The sequence below is a fragment of the Streptomyces sp. NPDC019443 genome, assembly GCF_044389785.1.
GTDB lineage: Bacteria > Actinomycetota > Actinomycetes > Streptomycetales > Streptomycetaceae > Streptomyces.
The window spans coordinates 1-22,883 of sequence record NZ_JBIRYJ010000024.1 but is presented as its reverse complement, the minus strand read 5'-3'; the positions used below and the strand labels follow the sequence as shown (position 1 = coordinate 22,883).

Annotated in this window: 24 protein-coding genes; 8 read left to right on the top strand and 16 right to left on the bottom strand. The window is 71.1% G+C overall.

The genetic code is table 11. The features are described 5' to 3' along the window. Positions 1-20: 20 nt before the first annotated feature. The gene (locus tag ACH492_RS37260) at positions 21-701 is read right to left on the bottom strand and encodes an alpha/beta hydrolase (protein WP_398993516.1); all 681 of its coding nucleotides are present in this window, start codon (positions 699-701) and stop codon (positions 21-23) included. A 295-nt stretch (positions 702-996) separates the two neighbouring features. On the opposite strand from ACH492_RS37260, the gene ACH492_RS37255 reads away from it, so the two are divergent. Further along, the gene (locus tag ACH492_RS37255; RefSeq protein WP_398993437.1) at positions 997-2,151 is read left to right on the top strand and encodes an adenosine deaminase; all 1,155 of its coding nucleotides are present in this window, start codon (positions 997-999) and stop codon (positions 2,149-2,151) included. A 125-nt stretch (positions 2,152-2,276) separates the two neighbouring features. Then, positions 2,277-2,681: an ATP-binding protein gene (locus ACH492_RS37250; RefSeq protein ID WP_398993435.1), complete on the top strand. Its 405-nt coding sequence runs from the start codon at positions 2,277-2,279 to the stop codon at positions 2,679-2,681. A 110-nt stretch (positions 2,682-2,791) separates the two neighbouring features. Here the strand turns inward: ACH492_RS37250 and ACH492_RS37245 are convergent, their stop codons facing one another. From ACH492_RS37245 to ACH492_RS37220, 6 genes are all read right to left on the bottom strand, one after another. Further along, positions 2,792-2,992, bottom strand: a complete 201-nt coding sequence (locus ACH492_RS37245; protein WP_398993433.1) for a PspC domain-containing protein — start codon at positions 2,990-2,992, stop codon at positions 2,792-2,794. Positions 2,993-3,086: 94 nt separating this feature from the next. Then, positions 3,087-3,656 carry a VanZ family protein gene (locus ACH492_RS37240; protein ID WP_398993431.1) on the bottom strand — a complete coding sequence of 190 codons (570 nt, stop codon included), beginning with the start codon at positions 3,654-3,656 and terminating at the stop codon, positions 3,087-3,089. Between the two features lie 109 nt (positions 3,657-3,765). Continuing rightward, positions 3,766-4,407, bottom strand: coding sequence for a hypothetical protein (locus ACH492_RS37235; RefSeq protein WP_398993429.1), 642 nt, complete (start codon positions 4,405-4,407; stop codon positions 3,766-3,768). Beyond that, complete coding sequence (locus ACH492_RS37230) at positions 4,404-5,972, bottom strand: ATP-binding protein (protein WP_398993427.1); 1,569 nt, start codon at positions 5,970-5,972, stop codon at positions 4,404-4,406. The genes ACH492_RS37235 and ACH492_RS37230 overlap by 4 nt, the downstream gene beginning before the upstream one ends. 43 nt (positions 5,973-6,015) lie before the next feature. After that, a complete protein-coding gene (gene afsQ1 / locus ACH492_RS37225) occupies positions 6,016-6,693 on the bottom strand; it encodes a two-component system response regulator AfsQ1 (RefSeq protein ID WP_175257369.1) in 678 nt (225 codons plus the stop codon). A 130-nt stretch (positions 6,694-6,823) separates the two neighbouring features. Next, positions 6,824-7,042 (bottom strand): hypothetical protein, encoded by a 219-nt coding sequence (locus tag ACH492_RS37220; RefSeq protein ID WP_398993425.1) that lies wholly within the window; start codon positions 7,040-7,042, stop codon positions 6,824-6,826. A 603-nt stretch (positions 7,043-7,645) separates the two neighbouring features. On the opposite strand from ACH492_RS37220, the gene ACH492_RS37215 reads away from it, so the two are divergent. Continuing rightward, the gene (locus ACH492_RS37215) at positions 7,646-8,380 is read left to right on the top strand and encodes a SigE family RNA polymerase sigma factor (RefSeq protein ID WP_356223015.1); all 735 of its coding nucleotides are present in this window, start codon (positions 7,646-7,648) and stop codon (positions 8,378-8,380) included. Positions 8,381-8,757: 377 nt separating this feature from the next. Here ACH492_RS37215 and ACH492_RS37210 read toward each other — a convergent pair whose 3' ends face one another. Further along, complete coding sequence (locus ACH492_RS37210; RefSeq protein WP_398993423.1) at positions 8,758-9,399, bottom strand: uridine kinase; 642 nt, start codon at positions 9,397-9,399, stop codon at positions 8,758-8,760. A gap of 120 nt (positions 9,400-9,519) precedes the next feature. On the opposite strand from ACH492_RS37210, the gene ACH492_RS37205 reads away from it, so the two are divergent. Then, positions 9,520-9,921, top strand: a complete 402-nt coding sequence (locus ACH492_RS37205; RefSeq protein WP_398993421.1) for a hypothetical protein — start codon at positions 9,520-9,522, stop codon at positions 9,919-9,921. A 113-nt stretch (positions 9,922-10,034) separates the two neighbouring features. Here the strand turns inward: ACH492_RS37205 and ACH492_RS37200 are convergent, their stop codons facing one another. From ACH492_RS37200 to deoC, 3 genes are read right to left on the bottom strand one after another with little or no spacing between them, the layout of a single operon-like run. Beyond that, positions 10,035-10,949, bottom strand: coding sequence for an aldehyde dehydrogenase family protein (locus ACH492_RS37200; RefSeq protein ID WP_398993419.1), 915 nt, complete (start codon positions 10,947-10,949; stop codon positions 10,035-10,037). Beyond that, positions 10,942-12,378 carry an aldehyde dehydrogenase family protein gene (locus tag ACH492_RS37195; RefSeq protein ID WP_398993513.1) on the bottom strand — a complete coding sequence of 479 codons (1,437 nt, stop codon included), beginning with the start codon at positions 12,376-12,378 and terminating at the stop codon, positions 10,942-10,944. The genes ACH492_RS37200 and ACH492_RS37195 overlap by 8 nt, the downstream gene beginning before the upstream one ends. Beyond that, positions 12,378-13,322: a deoxyribose-phosphate aldolase gene (gene deoC, locus ACH492_RS37190; protein ID WP_398993418.1), complete on the bottom strand. Its 945-nt coding sequence runs from the start codon at positions 13,320-13,322 to the stop codon at positions 12,378-12,380. Before deoC ends, ACH492_RS37195 begins: the two co-directional genes overlap by 1 nt. Before the next feature lie 137 nt (positions 13,323-13,459). Here deoC and ACH492_RS37185 point away from each other — a divergent pair, with 137 nt between their 5' ends. Beyond that, the gene (locus tag ACH492_RS37185; RefSeq protein WP_398993416.1) at positions 13,460-14,095 is read left to right on the top strand and encodes a PH domain-containing protein; all 636 of its coding nucleotides are present in this window, start codon (positions 13,460-13,462) and stop codon (positions 14,093-14,095) included. 85 nt (positions 14,096-14,180) lie between these two features. Here the strand turns inward: ACH492_RS37185 and ACH492_RS37180 are convergent, their stop codons facing one another. The 4 genes from ACH492_RS37180 to ACH492_RS37165 form a co-directional block, all read right to left on the bottom strand. After that, entirely contained in the window at positions 14,181-15,386 is a 1,206-nt protein-coding gene (locus tag ACH492_RS37180; protein ID WP_398993414.1) for a hypothetical protein, read from the bottom strand. Positions 15,387-15,521: 135 nt separating this feature from the next. Further along, entirely contained in the window at positions 15,522-17,216 is a 1,695-nt protein-coding gene (locus tag ACH492_RS37175) for a phospho-sugar mutase (RefSeq protein WP_398993412.1), read from the bottom strand. Positions 17,217-17,419: 203 nt separating this feature from the next. Beyond that, positions 17,420-18,250, bottom strand: coding sequence for a purine-nucleoside phosphorylase (locus tag ACH492_RS37170; RefSeq protein ID WP_398993410.1), 831 nt, complete (start codon positions 18,248-18,250; stop codon positions 17,420-17,422). A gap of 102 nt (positions 18,251-18,352) precedes the next feature. Then, positions 18,353-18,790, bottom strand: a complete 438-nt coding sequence (locus ACH492_RS37165; protein ID WP_142214025.1) for a gamma-glutamylcyclotransferase — start codon at positions 18,788-18,790, stop codon at positions 18,353-18,355. Positions 18,791-18,954: 164 nt separating this feature from the next. On the opposite strand from ACH492_RS37165, the gene ACH492_RS37160 reads away from it, so the two are divergent. Next, the gene (locus ACH492_RS37160) at positions 18,955-20,394 is read left to right on the top strand and encodes an NAD(P)H-quinone dehydrogenase (protein ID WP_398993408.1); all 1,440 of its coding nucleotides are present in this window, start codon (positions 18,955-18,957) and stop codon (positions 20,392-20,394) included. Between the two features lie 155 nt (positions 20,395-20,549). Next, positions 20,550-21,512: a DeoR/GlpR family DNA-binding transcription regulator gene (locus ACH492_RS37155; protein ID WP_398993406.1), complete on the top strand. Its 963-nt coding sequence runs from the start codon at positions 20,550-20,552 to the stop codon at positions 21,510-21,512. Between the two features lie 240 nt (positions 21,513-21,752). Here ACH492_RS37155 and ACH492_RS37150 read toward each other — a convergent pair whose 3' ends face one another. Continuing rightward, a complete protein-coding gene (locus ACH492_RS37150) occupies positions 21,753-22,364 on the bottom strand; it encodes a TetR/AcrR family transcriptional regulator (protein WP_398993404.1) in 612 nt (203 codons plus the stop codon). Between the two features lie 100 nt (positions 22,365-22,464). On the opposite strand from ACH492_RS37150, the gene ACH492_RS37145 reads away from it, so the two are divergent. Further along, entirely contained in the window at positions 22,465-22,611 is a 147-nt protein-coding gene (locus tag ACH492_RS37145; protein ID WP_398993402.1) for a hypothetical protein, read from the top strand. The last annotated feature ends 272 nt before the right edge of the window (positions 22,612-22,883 follow it).

Sequence of the window (22,883 nt, the reverse complement as noted above, 5' to 3'; positions counted from 1 at the left end):
CCCGCCTACCGCCGCCGCGTTCACCGCCGCAGCGACCGCCCGAACCCTCCCGCCAGCGGCATCCGCAGACCCAGCGGCGGCGGGGCGGCGAGCGCGTCCGCCACCGGGCGGGCGTAGGCACGCGTGAACAGCGCGCCCAGGACGAAGTCCGACGCCAGGGCCTGGACTTCGCCCTGGTGTTCGCGCAGTGCGTGGCCGTCCGAGTGGACCTCGAAGCGGCAGGTGTCGCGGTTCGTCTTCTTGGCTCGCTCCGCCAACCGGTAGGACAGCTCCGGGTCCGTACGCGCGTCGTTCGTACCGTGCACGATCAGGACCTGGCGTCCCGCCAGCTGCTGCACCGGCTCCGGGGCGGCGGCCACATCGTCCTCCGGCAGCCAAGGCGCCAGCGCCAGTACGGAGTTGACCGCAGGGTGGCCCGCCGCGTGGAGTGCCGCGCGGCCCCCCATGCCGTGGCCCGCGAGGCAGACGGGGACGTCGCCGTAGCGGCGTACGACCTCCTCCACCGCCCAGGTCGCGTCCGCCGCGAGGTGCGCGTCCGTGCCGTTCCAGCCGCGACAGCGGTAGCGGACCGTATGCACGAACAGGCCGTCCTCGCGGCCGGCCCTGGCCAGCGTGCGGCCGAGTGGCAGCGCCGCGGCGTACGACAGCGCCGAGGGCTTGCGTGCCGACTCAGGCTCGCCGTCCGGCAGGATCAGCACCACCCCGCCCACGGCGGAGTCGGCTCCCAGCGCGCGTCCGCCGGCCGCACGGCCGAGACGGGCGCACGGCGGCGTCCGGGTCCCTCGCGCTCCCCTTGCCACGGTCGCCTCGCGGCGGGTGTCCGCTCCGCCGGCCGCCTCGGCCGGACGCCCCCACCACAGGGGCAGTGCGTGGTGTGCCATGGCAGAACAGTCTCAGAAGTGCAGGTGTACTCCACCCGTCCGCACGGTCACTGTTACGTATCGACGGGGGGTGTGAGGGGGCGCTCTCTACGCGCGTAGGGGCTAGAGTGCGCAGATGACGAGCCAGACCCTCAACACGCCCACCGCGGACCAGGTCCGCCGCGCTCCGAAGGTGCTCCTCCACGACCACCTCGACGGCGGGCTGCGTCCGGGCACGATCATCGAACTCGCCCGCGAAACGGGCTATGAATCGCTTCCCGAGCACGAGCCCGACAAGCTCGGCATCTGGTTCCACGAGGCTGCCGACTCCGGCTCGCTGGAGCGCTACCTGGAGACCTTCGCGCACACCTGCGCCGTCATGCAGACCCGTGACGCCCTCTTCCGGGTAGCCGCCGAGTGCGCGCAAGACCTCGCCGAGGACGGCGTCGTCTACGCCGAGGTGCGGTACGCCCCCGAGCAGCACCTGGAGGCGGGACTCACGCTCGAGGAGGTCGTCGAAGCCGTCAACGAGGGCTTTCGCGAGGGCGAGCGGCTGGCCCGCGCGAGCGGCCACCGCATCCGCGTCGGCGCCCTGCTGACCGCGATGCGGCACGCCGCCCGCGCCCTGGAGATCGCCGAACTCGCCAACCGCTACCGCGACTCGGGCGTCGTCGGCTTCGACATCGCCGGCGCCGAAGCCGGCTTCCCGCCCACCCGCCACCTCGACGCCTTCGAGTACATGAAGAGGGAGAACAACCACTTCACGATTCACGCGGGCGAGGCCTTCGGACTGCCGTCCATCTGGCAGGCGCTCCAGTGGTGCGGCGCGGACCGCCTCGGGCACGGGGTGCGGATCATCGACGACATCGAGGTCGCCGACGACGGCAGCGTGAGGCTCGGGCGGCTCGCCGCGTACGTAAGGGACAAGCGCATCCCGCTGGAGCTCTGCCCGACCTCCAATCTGCAGACCGGGGCTGCCGCCTCGTACGCCGAACACCCCATCGGGCTGTTGCGCAGACTGCACTTCAGGGCCACGGTCAACACCGACAACCGGCTGATGAGCGGAACCAGCATGAGCCGCGAATTCGAGCTGCTGACCGAGACCTTCGGATACACGCTCGACGACATGCAGTGGTTCACCGTCAATGCGATGAAGTCGGCGTTCATTCCTTTCGATGAACGACTGGCGATGATCAATGACGTGATCAAGCCGGGATACGCCGAATTGAAATCCGAATGGCTGTTTCGGCAGACCGCCACGACCAGCGATTCTTCCTTCGGCGAGAGCTGATCGCGGATGCGCCGAAGCGGCCGGGATCGTCAACACTCGGCCGCTTCGTGGTGTTTGCGGCCGCCGCGCGGGGCTGGCTAGCTTGCAGAGCCGCTCAATATCCCCGTCCCAAGGACTCATCACTGATGAAGCAGTCTGCTGCCAAGACTCTCGGCATCGCCGCTCTCGGCGCCGCCTTCGCTGCTGCCGCCGCGGGCACTGCCTCCGCCGCGCCGACCGCGCTCCCCGACTCCGCCACCTCGCTGGACACGGTCACCAGCATCCTGCCGGTCCAGGACGCCGTCACGAAGCTCCCGGCCGCCCCCGAGTCGCTGGCGGGCGGTCAGCAGGCGCTCATCGGCAGCGCGACCACGCTGCCGGCCGCCGTCCAGGAGGCCGCCGCCAAGGGGCTGCCGACGACCGACCAGGCCGCCCCGGTCTCCGGCCTGCTCGGCGGCCTCCCGGTCGGCGGCGCGGCCGGTGGTCTGCCCGGTGGTCTGCCCGGTGGTCTGCCCGGTGGTCTGCCCGGTGGTCTGCCCGGCCTCGGCTGACGTCGGCTGACGTACGCCGGCAAGTGTGGGGCGCACACCCGATTCGGGTGTGCGCCCCACTTTGCTTGTGCCGGGAGGTACCGCCAGGCGGTGAAGTATCAGACGGTGAACTACCAGGCGGCGCCGGCGGTCTTCTCCGACGGCAGCAGCGCCCACATCGCCAGGTAGAGCAGGAACTGCGGCCCGGGCAGCAGACACGAGAGCACGAAGATCACACGCATCGTGGTCGCGGAGGTTCCGAAGCGCCGAGCCAGCGCTGCGCACACTCCACCGATCATGCGTCCGTCTCGGGGGCGGGCAAGTGCGGCCATGGTGGGCTCCTTCGCGAGAACCGTTCGTGGGAGCAGCTCCGTCGTGCTCCCGATGACTCCATGGTGGCCGAGCGAAGGGGGTCAAAGCGTCGCTCTACGGTGCGATCCCGACCCTGGGAATCGTCGGGGTAGCCCCCTGAGGCGCCTCATCCCGCAGCAGGGCCCCGCGGCGCTGCCGGGAGGAGCCAGCAGCCGCCCGCTCCTGCCTGCGACGGAGGCGGGCCCGGCCCGCGGGCACCACCAACAGATGGGCCAGGGCCACCCCGGCCGTGTTCAGCAGCAGCGAGTCCACGTCGAGCACCCGGCCGGGCACCCCGGTCTGCAGCAGCTCGATGCCGAGCGACAGCAGGGCTCCGGCCGCGATCGTGCGGGCCAGCGAGGCCAGGGGCGAGACGGTGAGCCGGCCGCCCGCCATCGGCAGCAGTATGCCGAGAGGGGCCAGCAGCAGCAGTCCTTCGCCTATCCGGCGCGCGGCCTGAACGGAACCCAGCGCCAGGTCCGCCTTTATCCCGGCGAACGGCTCGAGATTCGTGGCCGTCACCCACACCACGTCCAGCGGGCGCAGCGTCAGCCATGCGACGAGCAGCAGATGAGCGAGGAGGAGGATGACCCCCGCCGCGCGGAAGCGGATGGCGGCACTGCCGACCGGACCTTGACGCTGCACGCCCCCCAAGACGCATGCTGCGCGCGAATCGGTTCCGCGCGGCGTCAAGAGGAACCCGGTCGGCAGCCCAGGGGGAGGCCTACGACGCGTACGGGGAGAGCTACGACGCCTACGACGAGGGGAGCGGACCGAGGGTTGGCACGGCCTCGTCGGGCCGCTCCTTGGTCCCGGCGGAACACCGGTACCCCCGCGGCGCGTACTCCCCGGGCCCGCCCAGCAGCACCGAACCGTCCGTAGAGGCCGTCCTGCTCTCCGCGAAGGTGCAGACGATCTGGGCGAGCGCCGCCGTCGGAAGGTCCTCCGGCTGACGGCTCAGCCGCAGCGTGCCCGCGGGATCGCCCTCGCGCGGCCCGCTCAGCGTCAGCGGCCCGCGTACGTACGTGGCGAAGCCGGCCTCGTGCTCCGGCGACGACGGCTCCTCCTGGAGCTCGTCGAGGAGCGCCTGCGCGACCTGTACGCGGCTGTCGACGGCCTTCCCCTCGGGAATCCGGGCCGTACGGTCCACGGACTCCAGCTGCGAAGCGCAGACCAGGTAGACGCGGACCGGGACGCCCTGTGGCTGCGCCTGCGGGGTTACGTTCTCGCCGGTCACCTCACAGGGCACGCGCGAGGGCGCGGGGCCCGCGTCGACCGGCACCTGGGTGGGCCGGATCCCGCAGCCGCCGAGCACGACGGCGGTCGCGAGCACGGCCAGAGTGGCTGCCGTGCGCCGGGCACGGGCACGGGTGCGGGTACGGCCGTTCGGCGTCACTGCGCGTCTCCCTCTCCCCGATCGCGGTTGCGCTCTTCGCCACCGTCCGCGTCCGCATCCGCGTCGTCGTGCCCGTCGCTGTCCTTCAGCGACGAGGCGTCGCGCGGCAGCCGCAGTACGAACACCGCGCCGTCGCCGTCCGCGGAGTTCGCCGCGATGATGTCGCCACCGTGGATGTGCGCGTTCTCCATCGCGATCGACAGCCCCAGACCGCTGCCCTCGGAGCGCGGCCGCGAGGCGCTCGCCTTGTAGAACCGGTCGAAGACATGCGGCAGTACGTCCTCGGGGATGCCCGGCCCGTGGTCCCGTACCTCGATCAGCAGCTCGTGGTCGACCGGCCGCACCGACACCCGTACCGGCGAACCGCCGTGCTTGAGGGCGTTGCCGATCAGATTCGCCAGAATCACGTCGAGCCGGCGCGGATCGAGCCGCGCCATGATCCCGCGCTCGGCGTCCAGCTCCACCGCGTCCAGCCAGGCACGTGCGTCGATGCAGGCGGTGACCTGGTCGGCGACGTCGACCGTGTCCACTACGAGCCTGGCCGTGCCCGCGTCGAAGCGGGTGACCTCCATCAGATTCTCGACGAGGTCGCCGAGCCGCCGGGTCTCGCTCACCACCAGGTTCACGGCGGGCGCGATCATCGGGTCGAGGCTGTCGGCCTCGTCCTCCAGCACCTCGGTGACGGCGGTGAGCGCGGTCAGCGGGGTGCGCAGCTCGTGCGACATGTCGGCCACGAAGCGGCGGCTGGACTCCTCCCGCGCGCTCATGTCCGCGACCTTCTTCTCCAGCGACTCCGCCGTCTTGTTGAACGTCCTTGCCAGCTCGGCGAGTTCGTCCGTGCCCGAGACCCGCAGCCGGGTGTCGAGCTTGCCCTCGCCGAGCCGGCGGGCCGCCTCGCCGAGGCGGTGCACGGGCTTGAGTACGGTGGTGGCCGCGGCCTGCGCGAGCAGCGCGGAGCCGACGAGGGCGAGCGCGGTGGCGATCCCCAGCGACCAGGCGAGCGAGTTGAGGTCCTGGCGCTCCTGGTCCAGCGACTTGAACAGATAGCCGGTCGGACCACCGCCGATGATCCGCGTGCCGCCTACCAGATAGGGCTTGCTGCCGCGCTGGGTGCGCTGCCAGTAGAGGTGGTACGGGACGGAGTTGCCCGCGCCGACGCCCTGCCGCTCGTTCACCGCCTCCTGCAGCTTGTCCGGCACGTCGTCGAGCGTGAAGCTGTCCGGGTCCGATGCGCCGGCGATCGGCTTGCCCTCGGCCCGCTCGCCGATGAGCAGCACGCTGTAGCCGGAGTTGCCGCCGGCCATCTGCTCGGCGGCCTTCTGCAGCTCGTTCTGCGTGGGGTGCAGCGGCAGCGCGGCGGCCCGGTTCTGCATCTCCTGGCGGAAGTCCCGGAGCGCCGAGTCCTGCGTACGGGTCAGCACGGCTTCGCGGTTGAGCCAGTACGCGATGCCCGACGCGGACACGGCGGCGGTCAGCGCGACCAGGGCGAAGACGACGACGAGACGCAGCCGCAGGCTCGTCCAGCGAAGTCCGGCGAGGATCGCGCGCTTTGCGGCACCGCTCACCGAGGGGTTCCGTTCCTGTGGGCCGTCACCGTGTGCACATGTCTCACTGCGGGACGTCCAGCCGGTAGCCCACGCCACGCACCGTACGGATCAGGGTCGGTGAGGACGGCACGTCCTCCACCTTCGCCCGCAGCCGCTGCACACACGCGTCGACCAGCCGTGAGTCGCCGAGGTAGTCGTGCTCCCACACCAGCCGCAGCAGCTGCTGCCGCGACAGGGCCTGTCCGGGCCTGCGGCTCAGCTCCAGCAGCAGCCGCAGCTCGGTCGGCGTGAGCTGCAGGTCCTCACCGTTCTTGGTGACCGTCATCGCGGAGCGGTCGATCACCAGCGAGCCGAAGGTCGCCGAGTCGGTGGACTCCCGCTCTCCGCGCCGCAGCACCGCGCGGATCCGGGCGTCCAGCACACGGCCCTGTACGGGCTTGACGACATAGTCGTCCGCGCCCGACTCAAGGCCCACGACCACATCGATGTCGTCGCTGCGCGCGGTGAGCAGGATGATCGGCAGTTGGTCGGTCCGCCTGATCCGCCGGCACACCTCGAAACCGTCGATCCCGGGCAGCATCACATCCAGCACGATCAGGTCCGGCCGCTGCTCGCGCAGCAGCTTCAGGCCGTCCTCGCCCGTCGCCGCGGTGGCCACTCGGTGGCCCTGGCGTGACAGCGAGAGTTCGAGGGCCGTGCGGATGGCGTCGTCGTCCTCGATCAGCAACAGGAAAGGCACGGAGGTCATTCTGGCCCATTGGGGTGCCGGAGTTCGACCGTTGGGGCCCTCTCACACGACTCCTCCGCTTGTGAGAGGCGTTTCGAGCGCTTTCGGGACGGGTGGGAGAGGGCGTTACCGGAGGGTTCCGTCAGAAGATCTGGACCCCGGGGCTGCCGTGCAGCGCAGGCGGACCGTCCGGTGGCCGACGGTACAGCGCGGCCTTCGCGTCCTCGCAGCTCTCGCCGATGGAGCGCCGGGAAGCCAGCGAGCGGTAGAGCTGGTCGGCGAACGGCTGTGCCTGGCCGTCGTCGATGAGGCACGGCCAGCTGATCACCGACGGGATCGTGACCGCGACGGTGTCGGCCATGGGGTAGGAGTCGCAGAAGCTCAGCACTGCGAGGCGGGGCGGATGCCGAGCCCGGGCGATCTGTTCGCAGAACGCTTCCTGGCTTACACAGAGCCCCCCGTCCTCCTCGCTGAGGAATACGCCGTCGAAGGACCTGTGCGCTGCGAAGTGCAGGACGGCCGGGCTGTGCCGGTCAAGTGCGGCGCAGATCTCGGGGAGCCCGGTGCGAGGCGGCCCGGTCGCATGGCCGCGTGCAGGAGCCGCCTCCGCTGTTCGTTCCAGCGGGCCGCACCACTGGGCGTCTGCAGAACGCTGCCACCGATGCCGGGTACGACGATCACAAGATGGTTGAGCCGTTGCATGACGATCCCCCGTCTCGCCCTACGCCGTGACCTCGTGGCGGACCAGGGGTGACGGCCGTTTGAAGAGTCGACGATAGCGCCGCGGCACCAAGGCGGTCAGGGCTTCGACGATTCGCCAATCCGTGCGGTGTCACGGTGCAGTTGAGCGTCGGGCGGGCCCTGTGACAGGTCTGTGACAGTCGACGGACAGCGCCATGAAACTGCCGGGGCAAGCTTCTTGGCACACGGACAGAAGCTGACTCCACTCGACGGGGGGCGCGAGATGAACGCACTGCACAGCACCAACTCAAGCGCAGTTGTCACGCGTCTCCACGACGTCGTGAGGAGCACGGAGAAGTCCGGCGCCGTGAACGGGCGGGGGTGCGTTCGCGGCGCCGGGCGTCAGCACAAGCCGTCGTACATGACGGTGGTTGACGCACCCGTGGGGGGCAGCGGGGCCGCGTACGGGGAGGCAACGGGGGAGCGGACGAGCCTTTCGGAGGCGGAGTTCACCGCCTACGTGCAGGAGCGCCGCGCCTCCCTGTACGCGACCGCGTACCACCTGACCGGTGACCGGTTCGAGGCGGAGGACCTGCTGCAGAGCGCGCTGTTCTCGACGTACCGGGCCTGGGACAGGATCAGCGACAAGGCGGCGGTCGGGGGCTATCTGCGCCGCACGATGACCAACCTGCACATCAGCGCCTGGCGTCGGCGCAAGCTCAACGAGTACCCGACGGAGGAGCTGCCGGAGACGGCGAGCGACACCGACGCGATGCGGGGTACGGAGCTGCGCGCGGTGCTCTGGCAGGCGCTGGCCAGGCTGCCCGAGCTCCAGCGGACGATGCTGGTCCTTCGCTACTACGAGGGCCGCACCGACCCGGAGATCGCGGAGATCCTGGACATCAGTGTCGGCACGGTGAAGTCGAGCATCTGGCGGTCGCTCCGCCGGCTGCGCGAGGACGAGGTCCTCAGCTTCGGCCGTGACGAGGAAGAGTCCTTCGGCGAGCTGGTGGCCTGAGGGTAACGGGGGGAACGGGGCCGCTGTTTCGGGGGAGACGGCGGGATCGGGGGCCGCTGTTTCGGGGGAGACGGCGGGATCGGGGGCCGCCGTTTCGGGGGAGACGGCGGGAACGGGGGAACCACGGGGTCACGGGGGACCACGGGGGAAACAGAGCGGGACCGGACAGGCCGGGGGGTCTTGTCCGGCCCCGCACTTCATTTTTTTGCGCCTCTCGCACCGTTCGGCCCCAGGGGCCACCGGTCCCGGTTGAGGCGACGGGGCCCGCGCAGCGGAAGCCTGGGCAACGTGAGCGTGCGGCGCGAAGCTGCCGCCACCGGGGGCGCGGGATACCCCGCACCCCACCATCAAGGGCGGGCGACTGGGAACGACCCCCGTTACGCCAACGTCCGCGCCGCAGGCGACCTTCGGCAGCGGCCCGCGGCCGCCGCCGCCAAGCGGCCCAGGGCCTCCTCCTTGCCGCAGGGGTGCGCTCCCAGGCTCGTCTGGCGGGCCACGATGCCACGTTCCGCGCGCATCAGGCGCCAGCCGCGGCGGAGCAGGAAGCCCACCGACTTGCGGCCCTCGCGCAGGTCCCTGGCCAGCCGGCGGCGGAACGTCGTCGACGGGCGGCCGCGCAGGCACAGCGCGTCCGCCAGCACGCCCAGTTCCTGGCAGCGCTCGACGATGTCCGCCGCGAAGATGCCCTCCGCCACGAACAGCGGCGTGCGGTCGATGTCGAGCGCCTCCGTGTCAACGCGTGCGCTCGTGGCGATGTCGTACACGGGGACGGTCGTACGTCCCGTACGGCACAGCTCCACGATCGCCGCCACCGCCGCATCCGCGTCCCAGGACCCTGGGGAGTCCCAGTCGATGTCCGTACTGCCCGTGACGAGCGGCAGCGTCGGGTCGCCGGCCTCTTTGTAGAAGTCGTCGAGGCGCAGCACCGGCAGGCCGGTGCGGGCGGCGAGGGACGACTTTCCGGAACCTGAGGGGCCCGCGAGCAAGACGACGCGGGTCGGGATGGGTTGGGAACTCACGGGAGACAAGTGTGCGGCATTGACCCGGGCAGGGGACCCCCCGGGGCAGCGGTTGGTATCGGGAGTGCCGACTCAACTACTCTGCGCACTCACACGATTACTCACATAGGCAGGAATCCCATGGCTCGTCATGCAGCTTCGAACAACCAGCGGCGCGCTCTGCTGCGCGTCGGCGTGACCGTCGCCGCGGCGGGTGCGGCCATCGGCGCGGGAGGTGCGGCGGCGCAGGCGGCGCCCATGCCGCCGGTGGGCGCCCCCCTGGCATCCGGGCAGTCGGCGGACGACCTCAATGTGCCTGCCGGGGTCGGGCACGCGCTGCCGGGCGCGCTGGCTCCGGTCAAGCGCCTTCAGCTCGACCCGCTGGCGAACACCGGCGTCGACCCGCTGAACAACGCCGTGGGCACGCAGATCGCGGACTTCAAGCCGGTGAGCACCGCGATGGTGACGGACCCGGTGGCCAAGGGCGGTGCGCTGCGGGACCTGCCGCTGGTCGGGCAGGCGACGGCGCTGCTCCCGGGCTGAGCCGCGCGCACAGGAGAGCCCCCTGCCGCCGGACGGGACGGCAGGGGGCTCGGTCATGGGGCCGGGTCGGCCCGGGGGGTGGACGGTCCGGGCGCCCGGACGGTTCGGGCGGGTCAGTACGCCGAACCGGACGCGCCGAGCGAGCCCGTCGGGTGCCAGACCGTCTTGGTCTCCAGGAAGGCCGTCAGGCGCTGGGTGCCGGGGTCGACCGAGAAATCCACAGCCTGTGGACGAAGGACGCGCTTGAGGTTGTCCGCCGCCGCGATCTCCAGCTCCTTCGCCAGTACGTCATCGGCACCGGTGAGGTCGATGGCGTTGACGTCCTGGTGCGAGGCCAGCGGCGTCGCGATCTCGGCGGTCCGGCCCGAGAGGACGTTGACCACGCCGCCGGGGAGGTCGGATGTGGCCAGCACCTCGCCGAGGGAGAGGGCCGGGAGCGGGGACTTCTCGCTCGCGACGACGATCGCCGTATTGCCAGTGGCGATCACCGGGGCGAGCACCGAGACCAGGCCCAGGAAGGACGACTCCTGGGGCGCGATGACGGTGACCACGCCCGTCGGCTCGGGGGTGGAGAGGTTGAAGAACGGGCCCGCGACCGGGTTCGCCCCGCCCACGACCTGGCCGATCTTGTCCGTCCAGCCCGCGTACCAGACCCAGCGGTCGATCGCCGCGTCGACGACGGCCGCCGCCTTCGACTTGGACAGGCCCTCCGCGTCCGCCACTTCGCGTACGAACTGCTCGCGACGGCCCTCCAGCATCTCGGCGATGCGGTAGAGGATCTGGCCGCGGTTGTACGCGGTCGCGCCCGACCAGCCGCCGAAGGCCTTGCGGGCCGCGACGACCGCGTCACGTGCGTCTTTGCGGGAGGAGAGCGGGGCGTTGGCCAGCCACTTGCCCTTGCCCGCCGCGCCAGCGGCTGATGTTTTCGCCGTCACCTCGTACACCCGGCCGCTCTCGGAGCGGGGGAACTTGCCCCCGACGTACAGCTTGTAGGTCTTGAAGACGCCAAGACGAGACACGTCAGACATCGAGGTAGGCCTCCAGACCGTGACGGCCGCCCTCGCGGCCGAAGCCCGACTCCTTGTAGCCGCCGAAGGGCGAGGTCGGGTCGAACTTGTTGAACGTGTTGGCCCACACCACACCCGCGCGGAGCTTGGCGGCGACCGCGAGGATGCGGGAGCCCTTCTCCGTCCAGATTCCGGCGGACAGGCCGTACTGGCTGTTGTTGGCCTTGGCGACCGCCTCGTCCGGCGTACGGAACGTCAGCACCGACAGCACCGGGCCGAAGATCTCGTCGCGCGCGATCCTGTGCGCCTGCGTGACATTCGTGAACAGCGTCGGCGCGAACCAGTAGCCGGAACTCGGCAGCTCGCACGCCGGCGACCAGCGCTCGGCGCCCTCCGCCTCGCCCGTCTCGGTCAGCGCCTTGATACGGGCCAGCTGCTCGGCGGAGTTGATCGCGCCGATGTCGGTGTTCTTGTCCAGCGGGTCGCCGAGGCGCAGCGTGGAGAGGCGGCGCTTGAGCGAGTCGAGCAGTTCGTCCTGGATCGACTCCTGGACCAGCAGGCGCGAGCCCGCGCAGCAGACCTGGCCCTGGTTGAAGAAGATGCCGGAGACGATGCCCTCGACGGCCTGGTCGATGGGGGCGTCGTCGAAGACGATGTTCGCGCCCTTGCCGCCCAGTTCGAGGGTGACCTTCTTGTCGGTGCCGGCGATCTGGCGGGCGATGGCCTTGCCGACGGCGGTCGAGCCGGTGAAGGCGACCTTGTTGACGTCGGGGTGCTCGACGAGCGCGGCGCCACTCTCGCCGTATCCCGGAAGGATGTTGACGACGCCCTTCGGCAGGCCCGCCTGTCGGCAGATGTCCGCGAAGAAGAGGGCGGAGAGCGGGGTCGTCTCGGCGGGCTTCAGCACCACGGTGTTTCCGGTGGCGAGCGCCGGGGCGATCTTCCACGCGAGCATCAGCAGCGGGAAGTTCCAGGGGATGACCTGGCCGGCGACGCCGAGCGGGCGCGGGTCGGGTCCGTACCCGGCGTGGTCGAGCTTGTCGGCCCAGCCCGCGTAGTAGAAGAAGTGCGCGGCGACGAGGGGGAGGTCCGCGTCGCGGGTCTCCTTGATCGGCTTGCCGTTGTCGAGGGTCTCCAGGACGGCCAGCTCGCGCGAGCGCTCCTGGATGATCCGCGCGATGCGGAACAGGTACTTGGCGCGTTCCGTGCCGGGCAGCGCCGACCACTTCTCGAACGCCTTGCGGGCCGCCTTCACGGCGCGGTCCACGTCCTCGGCGCCGGCCTGGGCGACCTCGGAGAGGACTTCCTCGGTGGACGGGGAGACCGTCTTGAAGACCCTGCCGTCCGCGGCGTCGGTGAACTCGCCGTCGATGAAGAGGCCGTACGACGGCGCGATGTCGACGATCGACCGCGATTCGGGGGCGGGTGCGTACTCAAAAGCCATGGTGATCAGTCCACCGTCACGTAGTCGGGGCCGGAGTAGCGGCCGGTCGCCAGCTTCTGACGCTGCATCAGCAGGTCGTTCAGCAGGCTCGACGCGCCGAAGCGGAACCAGTGGTTGTCCAGCCAGTCCTCGCCGACGGTCTCGTTGACCAGGACGAGGAACTTGATGGCGTCCTTGGTGGTGCGGATACCGCCCGCGGGCTTCACGCCGATCTGGATGCCGGTCTGCGCGCGGAAGTCGCGCACGGCCTCCAGCATCAGGAGCGTGTTGGCCGGGGTGGCGTTGACCGCGACCTTGCCGGTCGAGGTCTTGATGAAGTCCGCGCCGGCCAGCATGCCGAGCCAGGAGGCGCGGCGGATGTTGTCGTACGTGGAGAGCTCGCCGGTCTCGAAGATGACCTTCAGCCGGGCGGGGCCGGCGGCCTCCTTCACGGCCCTGATCTCCTCGTACACCTTCAAGTATCGACCCGAGAGGAAGGCTCCCCGGTCGATCACCATGTCGATCTCGTCGGCCCCGGCGGCGACGGCGTCGCGGGTGTCCGCGAGCTTCACGTCGAGCGCGGCGCGGCCGGCCGGGAAGGCGGTGGCGACGGAGGCGACCTTGACGCCGGAGCCCTTCAGGGCCTCGGCGGCGACGGCGGCCATGTCGGGGTAGACGCAGACCGCGGCGGTCGCCGGGGTCGTGCGGTCGGTCGGGTCGGGATGGACGGCCTTGGCGGCGAGCGCCCGGACCTTGCCCGGGGTGTCCGCGCCTTCGAGCGTCGTCAGGTCGATCATCGAGATGGCCAGATCGATGGCGTACGCCTTGGCCGTGGTCTTGATCGAACGCGTCCCCAGCGCTGCGGCGCGGGCCTCCAGGCCGACGGCGTCGACGCCGGGCAGGCCGTGGAGGAAGCGGCGCAGTGTGCTGTCGGACGCGGTCACGTCAGCGAATGCGGGTACAGAGGGCATGGTCACAAGGGGAGCATATCTACGCGCGTAGCAACCTGTACAGGGGGGTCCGGGCGAAGGTTGCCCGAGGGAGGGCGGGCGGCAGGTGTCACCAGGCCAGGGAACCACGGCCGACGGCGTACGGCAGAATCGGAACCATGACCAGCCCCCAGCAGCCCGCCGAGCCCACCTACGCCGACCGGACCTTCCGGTCGCCCGGCGCGATGGTGGGCGGAGTGCTGCTGCTCACGCTCATCACGTGGATCTGCGGGGACGCGTTGTTCCGGGGCGAGGGGCGCACGCCGTGGCTGGCACTCGCCGCGGCGCTGCTGACCGTCCCGCTTGTGGTGGCGTTCACACTGCGGCCGGCGGTCTTCGCCAACAAAGACCGGCTGCGGATCAGGAACCCCTTCCGGACGATCACGCTGCCCTGGGCGGCGGTCGCGGATGTGCGGGCCGGGTACTCCAGCGAGGCGTTCACACAGGACGGTACGAAGTACCAGCTGTGGGCGATCCCGGTCTCGTTGCGGCAGCGCAAGCGGGCCGCGCGGCGCCAGATGCAGCACGCGCAGGACGACCCGCACGGGCGGACGTCGGTGAGCGCGGATGTCACCGACTCCAAGGCGCGGGTCGCGCCCGCGGACCAGACGGTCGCGGACCTGCGGGAACTGGCCGAGCGCAACGCCGCGCTGCCGGGTGCGCAGGGTGAGCCGCAGATCCGCTGGGCGTACGAGATTGTCGCGCCGGCGGTGGCTGGGGCGGCGCTGCTCACGGTGCTGCTGGCGATCGGCTGAGGGGCGGTTGACGGCGGATCGGTTGACGGCCGATCGGCTCGCGGTCGGCCGGCTCGCGGTCGGCGTCTGTGACCGCAGCCCCCGGTCACGGCGGGCCCTTCCACACCAGCAGCATGTACGCCCCCAGCCACGCCGACCACAGCGTCGCTGCTCCCAGCACCACCCCCACCACCGCCGTACGCCGCGCCCGCGCCAGCGCCCGTGCGACCGGCATCAACAGCGGGAAGCCCGGCAGCAGAAAGCGGGCCCGCGGGAAGTAGACGCCGCCGCTGCCGAGGACGACCAGCAGCAGCATGCCGCTGAAGACCAGCAGCGCGAGCGGCTGCCGCTCGGCGATGCAGAGCAGATACAGCCCGACCGACACGATCAGCACCACCGACACGATCACCAGGAACAGCTGAGGACGCGTCATGTAGACGAGCAGCTGCCGCAATTCGCGCAGCGTGCGCTCCCCGCCGTCCCACTCGTTCCGCCACAGCTTCTGTACGAGGAAGTAGCCGTCCACGCGGCCCACCCGCAGTCCCACCCACGCGACGTACGCCAGCCACCCCGCCGGCGCGATCAGCGCCCCCGCCAGCGCCGCCCAGCGCCCGCCCCGGCCTTGGCGGCAGGACAGCAGCGCGGCGACCGACACCGCCGCCGCCACCGCGATGCCCGTCGGCCTGGTCAGCCCTGCCAGCGTCGCCAGCGAACCCGCCCACAGCCAGCGCCCTGCCAGCACCGCGTACAGTGCCCATGCCGCGAGCGCCGTGAACAGCGACTCGGTGTAGCCCATCCACTGGACCATCGCGACGGGCATCACGCCCCACAGCACGGTGAGCAGGATTCCGACCCGTCGCCCGTACAGCCGGTCGCCCACCGCGAAGATGCCCCACGCCGCGACGAGCGAGAACCCGACCGCGAGCAGCAGCGCCACCGTCGCGCGCGAGCCGGGCGTGACCGCGGCGACGGCCTTCACCAGCACCGGATAGAGCGGGAAGAAGGCGAGGTTGTTGTCGTTGACGCGGGTGCCGAGGGCGTCGTCGTACCCCTGGTCGGCGATCTCCAGGTACCAGCGCGAGTCCCAGGAGGTGGCCAGCGTCGGCCAGATGCCGTGCCCCCGCACATGCGACCACCTGGAGAGAACCAGCAGCCCGAACAGCCGCACCGCGAGATAGCCGATCAGCGCCGGCGCGGCCCGTCGCAGCGACCGCGTCAGCCCGTCCCGTACGCCCGCCGGGCCACCGCCTCCCGGGGCCGGCGGCCGACGGGAGGCGGGGACGGTGGCTCGAACGGTCGCGGCGAGGGACACAGCGGCTGCTCCTGGGACTCGGCGTGCACTCGGCGTGCGCATACCGGCCCACCATTTCCCGGCCGGTCCGAAGGAGCGGCTGCCGCTGCCTCGACCCCGTACGAGATTCACTCGTACGGGCGGTCGTACGGGCGGTCAGATACCGGCTGCCGCCGCCAGGTCCCGCTTGATCTCTTCCAGGACCTCCGTCGCCCGCTCCCGCGCGGACGCCAGCTCGCTCGCGTCCGCAACCGGCACGACGACCTCCAGGTAGCACTTGAGCTTCGGCTCGGTGCCGCTCGGGCGGACGATGACGCGGGCATTGAACTCGCCGTCGAGGTAGTACCGCAGGCCGTCCGTCGGCGGCAGCTTGTCCGTGCCCCGGTTCAGGTCCTCGGCGACGGCGACCCGCAGCCCGGCGAGCACGGCCGGTGGCTGCTCGCGCAGCGCGCGCATCGCGTTCGCGATGATGCTCAGGTCCTCGACCCGCACCGACAGCTGATCGGTGGCGTGCAGCCCGTGCGCGACGGCGAGGTCGTCGAGCAGATCGGTGAGGGTGCGGCCCTGCTCCTTGAGCTCCGAAGCGAGCTCGGCGACGACGAGGGCCGCGGTGATGCCGTCCTTGTCGCGTACGCCGTCGGGGTCGACGCAGTAGCCCAGCGCCTCCTCGTAGCCGTACCGCAGGCCCTCCACGCGGGCGATCCACTTGAAGCCGGTCAGCGTCTCTTCGTACGGGAGTCCTGCCGCGTCCGCGATCCGCCCGAGCAGGGACGAGGACACGATGGACTCGGCGAAGGTGCTGTTCTTGTCCCGCGAAGACACCCCCTTGTGGACGAGGTGCGCGGCGAGCAGCGCGCCGACCTCGTCGCCGCGGAGCATCTTCCAGTCCGCGCCTTCGGGGACGGCGACGGCGCAGCGGTCCGCGTCGGGGTCATTGGCGATGACGATGTCCGGCCGGACCCGGCGGGCGGTCTCGAAGGCGAGATCCATCGCCCCCGGTTCCTCCGGATTGGGGAACGCGACGGTCGGGAAGGCCGGGTCGGGCTCGGCCTGCTCCTGTACGAGGGTGGGCGCGGGGAAGCCGGCACGGGCGAAGGCGGCGGTCAGTACGTCCTTGCCGACGCCGTGCATGGCGGTGTAGACGACGCGGGCGGTGCGGGGGGAGCCGGGGGTCAGCACGGCGTCCGTACGCTCCAGGTAGGCCTCCAGGGCCTCCTCGCCGAGGGTCTCCCAGCCGGTCTCTGCGCGCGGTACGTCGCCCAGGCTGCGGATCGCGTCGATCTCGGCGGCGATCTCCGCGTCGGCGGGCGGCACGATCTGCGAGCCGTCGCCGAGGTAGACCTTGTAGCCGTTGTCACGCGGGGGGTTGTGGCTGGCGGTGACCTCGACGCCCGCGGCGGCGCCCAGCTTCCTTATGGCGAAGGCGAGTACGGGCGTGGGCAGCGGGCGCGGCAGCACTGCGGCGCGGAGGCCGGCGCCGACCATGACGGCGGCGGTGTCGAGCGCGAAGTCGACGGACTTGTACCGGGCGTCGTACCCGATGACGACGAGCCCGTCGCCCTGCCCCTTCGCCTTCAGGTACGCGGCGAGCCCGGCGGCGGCCCGGATGACGACGGCCCGGTTCATCCGCATGGGCCCGGCCCCGAGCTCTCCGCGCAGCCCGGCTGTCCCGAACTGCAGCGTTCCGGCGAACCGCACGGCGAGCTCGTCGAGGTCCTGCGCCTCGATGAGCTTCCCGAGCTCGTCCCGGGTCTCACTGTCCGGGTCCTCGGCCTGCCACGCCCTGGCCCGCGCGATGAGGTCCTGCTGCACGGTTGGTCCGCCTCTCGTGTGTTTTCGTCCCCCGACCATTCTCGGGCGGGGTGTTGTTCCCCCACCCCGCCCCTTCCCGTAACCGGGGCTCCGCCCCGGACCCCTCCCCCTACGCCCTGGCGGGCGTGGGGGGACCCCACCTCAATCGCCGGAGGGGCTTGATTCCGGGCCGCCGCATCCCGCGCGTCGCGAACGCCCGCGCAATGGCCGCCGCACCCCCGCCCCCCAAACCAAGCGCACCGTCAGATGCGGTCCAGTACCCGCGTCAGCAGCTCGCCCATCCGCGCCGCCGAGTCCCGCCCCGCCTGCAGCACTTCCTCGTGGTTCAGCGGCTCGCCCGTCAGGCCCGCCGCCAGGTTCGTGACCAGGGAGATGCCCAGCACCTCCGCGCCCGCCTCGCGCGCCGCGATCGCCTCGAGGACCGTGGACATGCCCACCAGGTCGCCGCCCAGCACGCGGACCATGTTGATCTCAGCCGGCGTCTCGTAGTGCGGGCCGGGGAACTGCACGTACACGCCCTCCTCCAGCGACGCGTCGATCTCCTTGCACAGTGCCCGCAGCCGCGGCGAGTACAGGCCCGTCAGGTCCACGAAGTTCGCCCCGACGATCGGCGACGTCGCCGTCAGGTTGATGTGGTCGCTGATCAGCACCGGCTGGCCGGGCCGCATGCCCTCGCGCAGGCCGCCGCAGCCGTTCGTCAGGACGACGGTCTTGCAGCCCGCGGCGATCGCCGTGCGCACCCCGTGCGCGACCGCGGCGACACCGCGGCCCTCGTAGTAGTGCGTACGGCCCAGGAAGACCAGCACGTGCTTCGCGCCGATCCGGTACGAGCGGATCTTGCCGCCATGGCCCTCGACCGCCGGCGGCGGGAAGCCGGGCAGCTCGGTGACCGGGAACTCGGCCTCGGGCGTACCGAGCGCGTCGACGGCCGGGGCCCAGCCGGAGCCCATCACCAGGGCTACGTCATGCGTCTCGGTGCCGGTCAGCTCACGCAGGCGCGCGGCTGCGGCATCGGCTGCGGCGTGGGGGTCGGCGGTAGCGCCGTTGAGGTCCGGATTCACAGATGCGTTCACGCGGACGAGGGTAGCCGGTCATTCCCTACGCGCGTAGATGACGCAGCTCACGGTCTTTGGATCGTTGTCTTGTCGTTTCCGACAAACGGCGCGTCGCACGCACTAGCAGGGCCGCTTCCGCAGCTCCATCACATAGTCGTGCGGCGCCCCCGCCGAATCCGCCGCATCCGCGAGTTCCCCCAGATACCGGGCCGACGGCAGCCCGCCCTCGTACCCGTTCAGCACATACACCCAGGCCGGCTCCTCGCCGTCCAGCGTGTCCACCCGCACCCGCATCCGCCGGTAGATGTCCAGGCCGACGCCCTCCCAGCGGTCCATCGAGTCCTCGTCCATCGGGGCGATGTCGTACAGCGCGACGAAGACCTGCGAGCGCGGCGCCTCCACGATCGTGGCCAGCGCCCCCTCCCAGCCCATCTGCTCGCCGCCGAAGGTCAGCCGCCAGCCGTTGAGCCAGCCGGTGCCGCGCAGCGGGGAGTGCGGGGCGCGGCGGGACATCAGCCGCGCGTCGAGGTTGCCGGCGTACGCGGCGTAGAGCGACATGGGATCGAGGGTACGGGAGGGGCACGGGTTGTTGCCGTTCACCAATCGAGGGACCCGGGGCGGTGGCACTTGAACCGTGCGGGACAATGGGGGACGTACTGCGGTCCCATGGGGCCATCCCCCGAACCCGGCAGAACGTAACGAGAGCGCGAGGCGTAACCCCAGTGACCCGGATCGTGATCATCGGTGGCGGACCCGGCGGATACGAGGCGGCCCTGGTGGGCGCCCAGCTCGGCGCGGAGGTGACCGTCGTCGACTGCGACGGCCTTGGCGGGGCGTCGGTGCTGACCGACTGCGTACCGTCGAAGACCCTCATCGCCACGGCCGAGGTGATGACGACCTTCGACTCCTCCTACGAAGAGCTCGGCATCATCGTGGCCGACGACACCCCGCCGCTGGAGCAGGCGGCCCGCGTGGTCGGCGTGGACCTCGGCAAGGTCAACCGACGGGTGAAGCGGCTCGCCCTCGCCCAGTCCCACGACATCACGGCCTCCGTCACCCGGGCCGGCGCGCGCGTGCTGCGCGGCCGCGGCCGGCTGGAGGGTCAGCAGGCGATGGACGGCTCCCGGAAGGTGGTCGTGCGCGCCGCGGACGGCACCGAGGAGACGCTGACCGCCGACGCCGTGCTGATCGCGACCGGCGGCCACCCGCGCGAGATCCCGGACGCCCTCCCCGACGGGGAGCGGATTTTGAACTGGACGCAGGTGTACGACCTGGACGAGCTCCCCGAGGAGCTCATCGTGGTCGGCTCCGGCGTTACGGGCGCGGAGTTCGCCGGCGCGTACCAGGCGCTCGGCTCCCGGGTCACCCTCGTCTCGTCCCGCGACCGCGTGCTGCCCGGCGAGGACCCGGACGCCGCCGCCGTCCTCGAGGACGTCTTCCGCCGCCGCGGCATGAACGTCATGGCCCGCTCCCGCGCCGAGTCCGCCAAGCGCGTCGGCGACCGGGTCGAGGTCACGCTCTCCGACGGCCGGGTCATCTCCGGCTCCCACTGCCTGATGGCGGTCGGCGCGATCCCGAACTCCGCGGGCATGGGCCTGGAGGAGGCCGGGGTCCGGCTCAAGGACTCGGGCCACATCTGGACCGACAAGGTCTCCCGTACCAGCGCCCCCGGCGTGTACGCCGCCGGCGACGTCACCGGTGTCTTCGCGCTCGCCTCGGTCGCGGCCATGCAGGGCCGTATCGCGATGTACCACTTCCTGGGCGACGCGGTGCAGCCGCTGAACCTCAAGACCGTCTCGTCGAACGTCTTCACCGACCCGGAGATCGCGACCGTCGGCTACAGCCAGGCGGACGTGGACGCGGGCAAGATCGACGCGCGGTCGGTCAAGCTGCCGCTGCTGCGCAACCCGCGCGCGAAGATGCAGGGCATCCGGGACGGCTTCGTCAAGATCTTCTGCCGGCCGGGTACGGGGATCGTGGTCGGCGGCGTGGTCGTCTCGCCGCGTGCCAGCGAACTGATCCATCCCATCTCGATCGCGGTCGACAACAATCTGACGGTGGAGCAGATCGCAAACGCTTTCACTGTGTATCCGTCTCTGTCGGGGTCGATCGCGGAGGTGGCACGCCAGTTGCAGAGCCGGAAAACGACGGGCGAAGCGTGATGCGGGTGTGAACCCGAAGAATCCCGGGTACTCGGCGCACCCGGCGATCAACTACGGTTTCGCTCATACCACTTGGCGGCCCAGTGTGGGCGCAACTTCTGTTATTCGGCGCATAGTGCTGAAAACTATCGGCCGGTCAGGTTACTGTCAGTTTCGTGTTCGCTGCAGAACGTCGCCAATTGATCCTCGAAATGGTGCGTGCCAACGGGGCCGTGTCGCTCCGTGAGCTCGCCCGCGTCGTCCAGACCTCCGAAGTGACCGTACGGCGGGACGTGCGGGCGCTGGAGGCAGAAGGACTCCTCGACCGCCGGCACGGCGGTGCGGTACTGCCGGGCGGTTTTACGCGTGAATCCGGCTTTCCGCAGAAATCCTTGTCCGCGACCGCGGAGAAGACCGCCATCGCCGATCTTGCCGCGAGTCTCGTCGAAGAGGGCGAGGCCATCGTGGTCGGCGCGGGGACGACGACGCAGGAGCTGGCCCGCCGGCTCGCGCGCGTCCCCGGGTTGACCGTCGTCACCAACTCCCTGCTGGTGGCTCAGGCGCTGGCGCATGCCAACCGGGTCGAAGTCGTCATGACCGGGGGGACGTTGCGCGGCTCCAACTACGCGCTGGTGGGCAGCGGCGCGGAGCAGTCCCTGCAAGGGCTGCGGGTGTCCCGTGCCTTCCTCTCCGGGAGCGGGCTGACCGCGGAGCGCGGGCTGTCCACGTCCAACATGCTCTCGGCGAGCGTCGACCGGGCGCTGGTCCAGGCCGCCGCGGAGGTGGTGGTCCTCGCGGACCACACCAAGCTGGGCACCGACACGATGTTCCAGACGGTGCCCACGGACGTGATCACGCGGCTTGTCACCGATGAGCCGCCGACGCACGACGACCGCGCGGCGACGGAACTCCAGGCGCTGGCGGACCAGGGGGTCCAGATCGCGGTGGCCGGATCGGGTGCGGGGGGCGCGGGCGGTGACGGCGTCCCGACGGGTCGTCAGCCCCGCCGGGACGTCCCTCTCCCGGGCCAACGCCGCACCCGCGGGGGCGCCCCTCTGCGCGCGGCGTCGGGATCCCTGACCCCGGACCAGCCCCCAGCGGAACGCGCAGCAAGGGTGGCGGACCTCCGCCGCCGCTGAGGCCCGTGCCCGCGCCGCGCGTGGAGGTGTTGTCCCACCGGCCCGTCCAATGACTGCACTTGGCAGGGCGCACCCAGGGGGTCCGGTCTGTTCACTCGGGCGCGAGCCCGTCGTCGCGGCTGCGGGCAGGCACCCCACTCACGCGCCGGGGCTCCGCCCCGGACCCCCAGTTCGGGGAAGAAGCGGGGTGAGGGTGGGGAAAGGCTCCGCGCTGCGGAACCCCCGGAGCCCGGAACCCCCTCAGCCGTCCGTCTCCCCTTTCAGCCCCCGCAGCGTCAGCATCAGCAGCCGGTCCGCCAACTCCGGGTCCCCCGGGTCCTGTTCCGCCGCCAGCGCGATCGCGTTCGTCAGCTGCATCAGGTCCCCGATCGACACATCCGCCCGCACCGCGCCGCTCTCCTGCGCCCGCACCAGCAGTCGCTGGCCCGCCTCGCGCATCGGCACGCTGCACTCCGACAGTGCCGAACTCTCGTCGTGCGAAGCCGACATGAGCGCCCGCGCCAGGCCGCGGTACTCACCCGCATGAGTGATGATGGCGCGCAGCCACTCCACCAGAGCTCCGCACGGCTGCTCCGCCCCGGCGAGCTCGCGGGAGCGCTGCAGCAGTGAGGCCAGCGCGTCCTGGAAGACCGCGTTCATCATCGCGTGGCGGTTGGGGAAGTGTCGGTACAGCGTGCCGATGCCCACGCCCGAGCGGCGTGCGATCTCCTCGAGCGACGCATCGGTTCCGTGCTCGGCGAAGACGGTACGGGCTTCGGTGAGCAGTCGTTCGTAGTTGCGGCGCGCATCGGCTCGCATCGGCCGTGCCGAACCCGCCGCCGTACTCCCCGTACTCGTCGTGCTCGTCGCCATCGCGCCGTCCTCCCTGAGTCCGCCCCCGGATGTCCAGGATGCCATTGCGAAAACGGAGAGGGTCTCCGAATGTGGTCGTCCCCCTGGAGACATCGCCGCCATGTCCGAAGCGCTCGACGTGACCATCGTGAACATCGTGCAGACCATGCAGCAGGTCGGCGGCGCGCTCGGCCTCTCGGCGCCGGTGACGGTGTACGGGAGCCGCCGTGCGCGGCGTGGGCGGCTCAGGGCCCCACGCCATGACTGAGGGCTTCTCCGCGGGGCTGCCGGCGGCCGCCCATTCATGGCGTCGCGCTCGCCCTGCTCCTGCTGTCCCGCCCACCCGCCGACGGATCATGAACACACGTGTGGGGCCTGCCCGTTCTCACTCGAACGGGCAGGCCCCACACGTATGAACACAGCCGGACGGCCGGACGTCAGTCCTTGATTTCGCAGATGGTGGCGCCGGAGGAGATGGACGCGCCGACTTCGGCGGTCAGGCCCTTGATGGTGCCGGAGCGGTGGGCGTTGAGGGGCTGT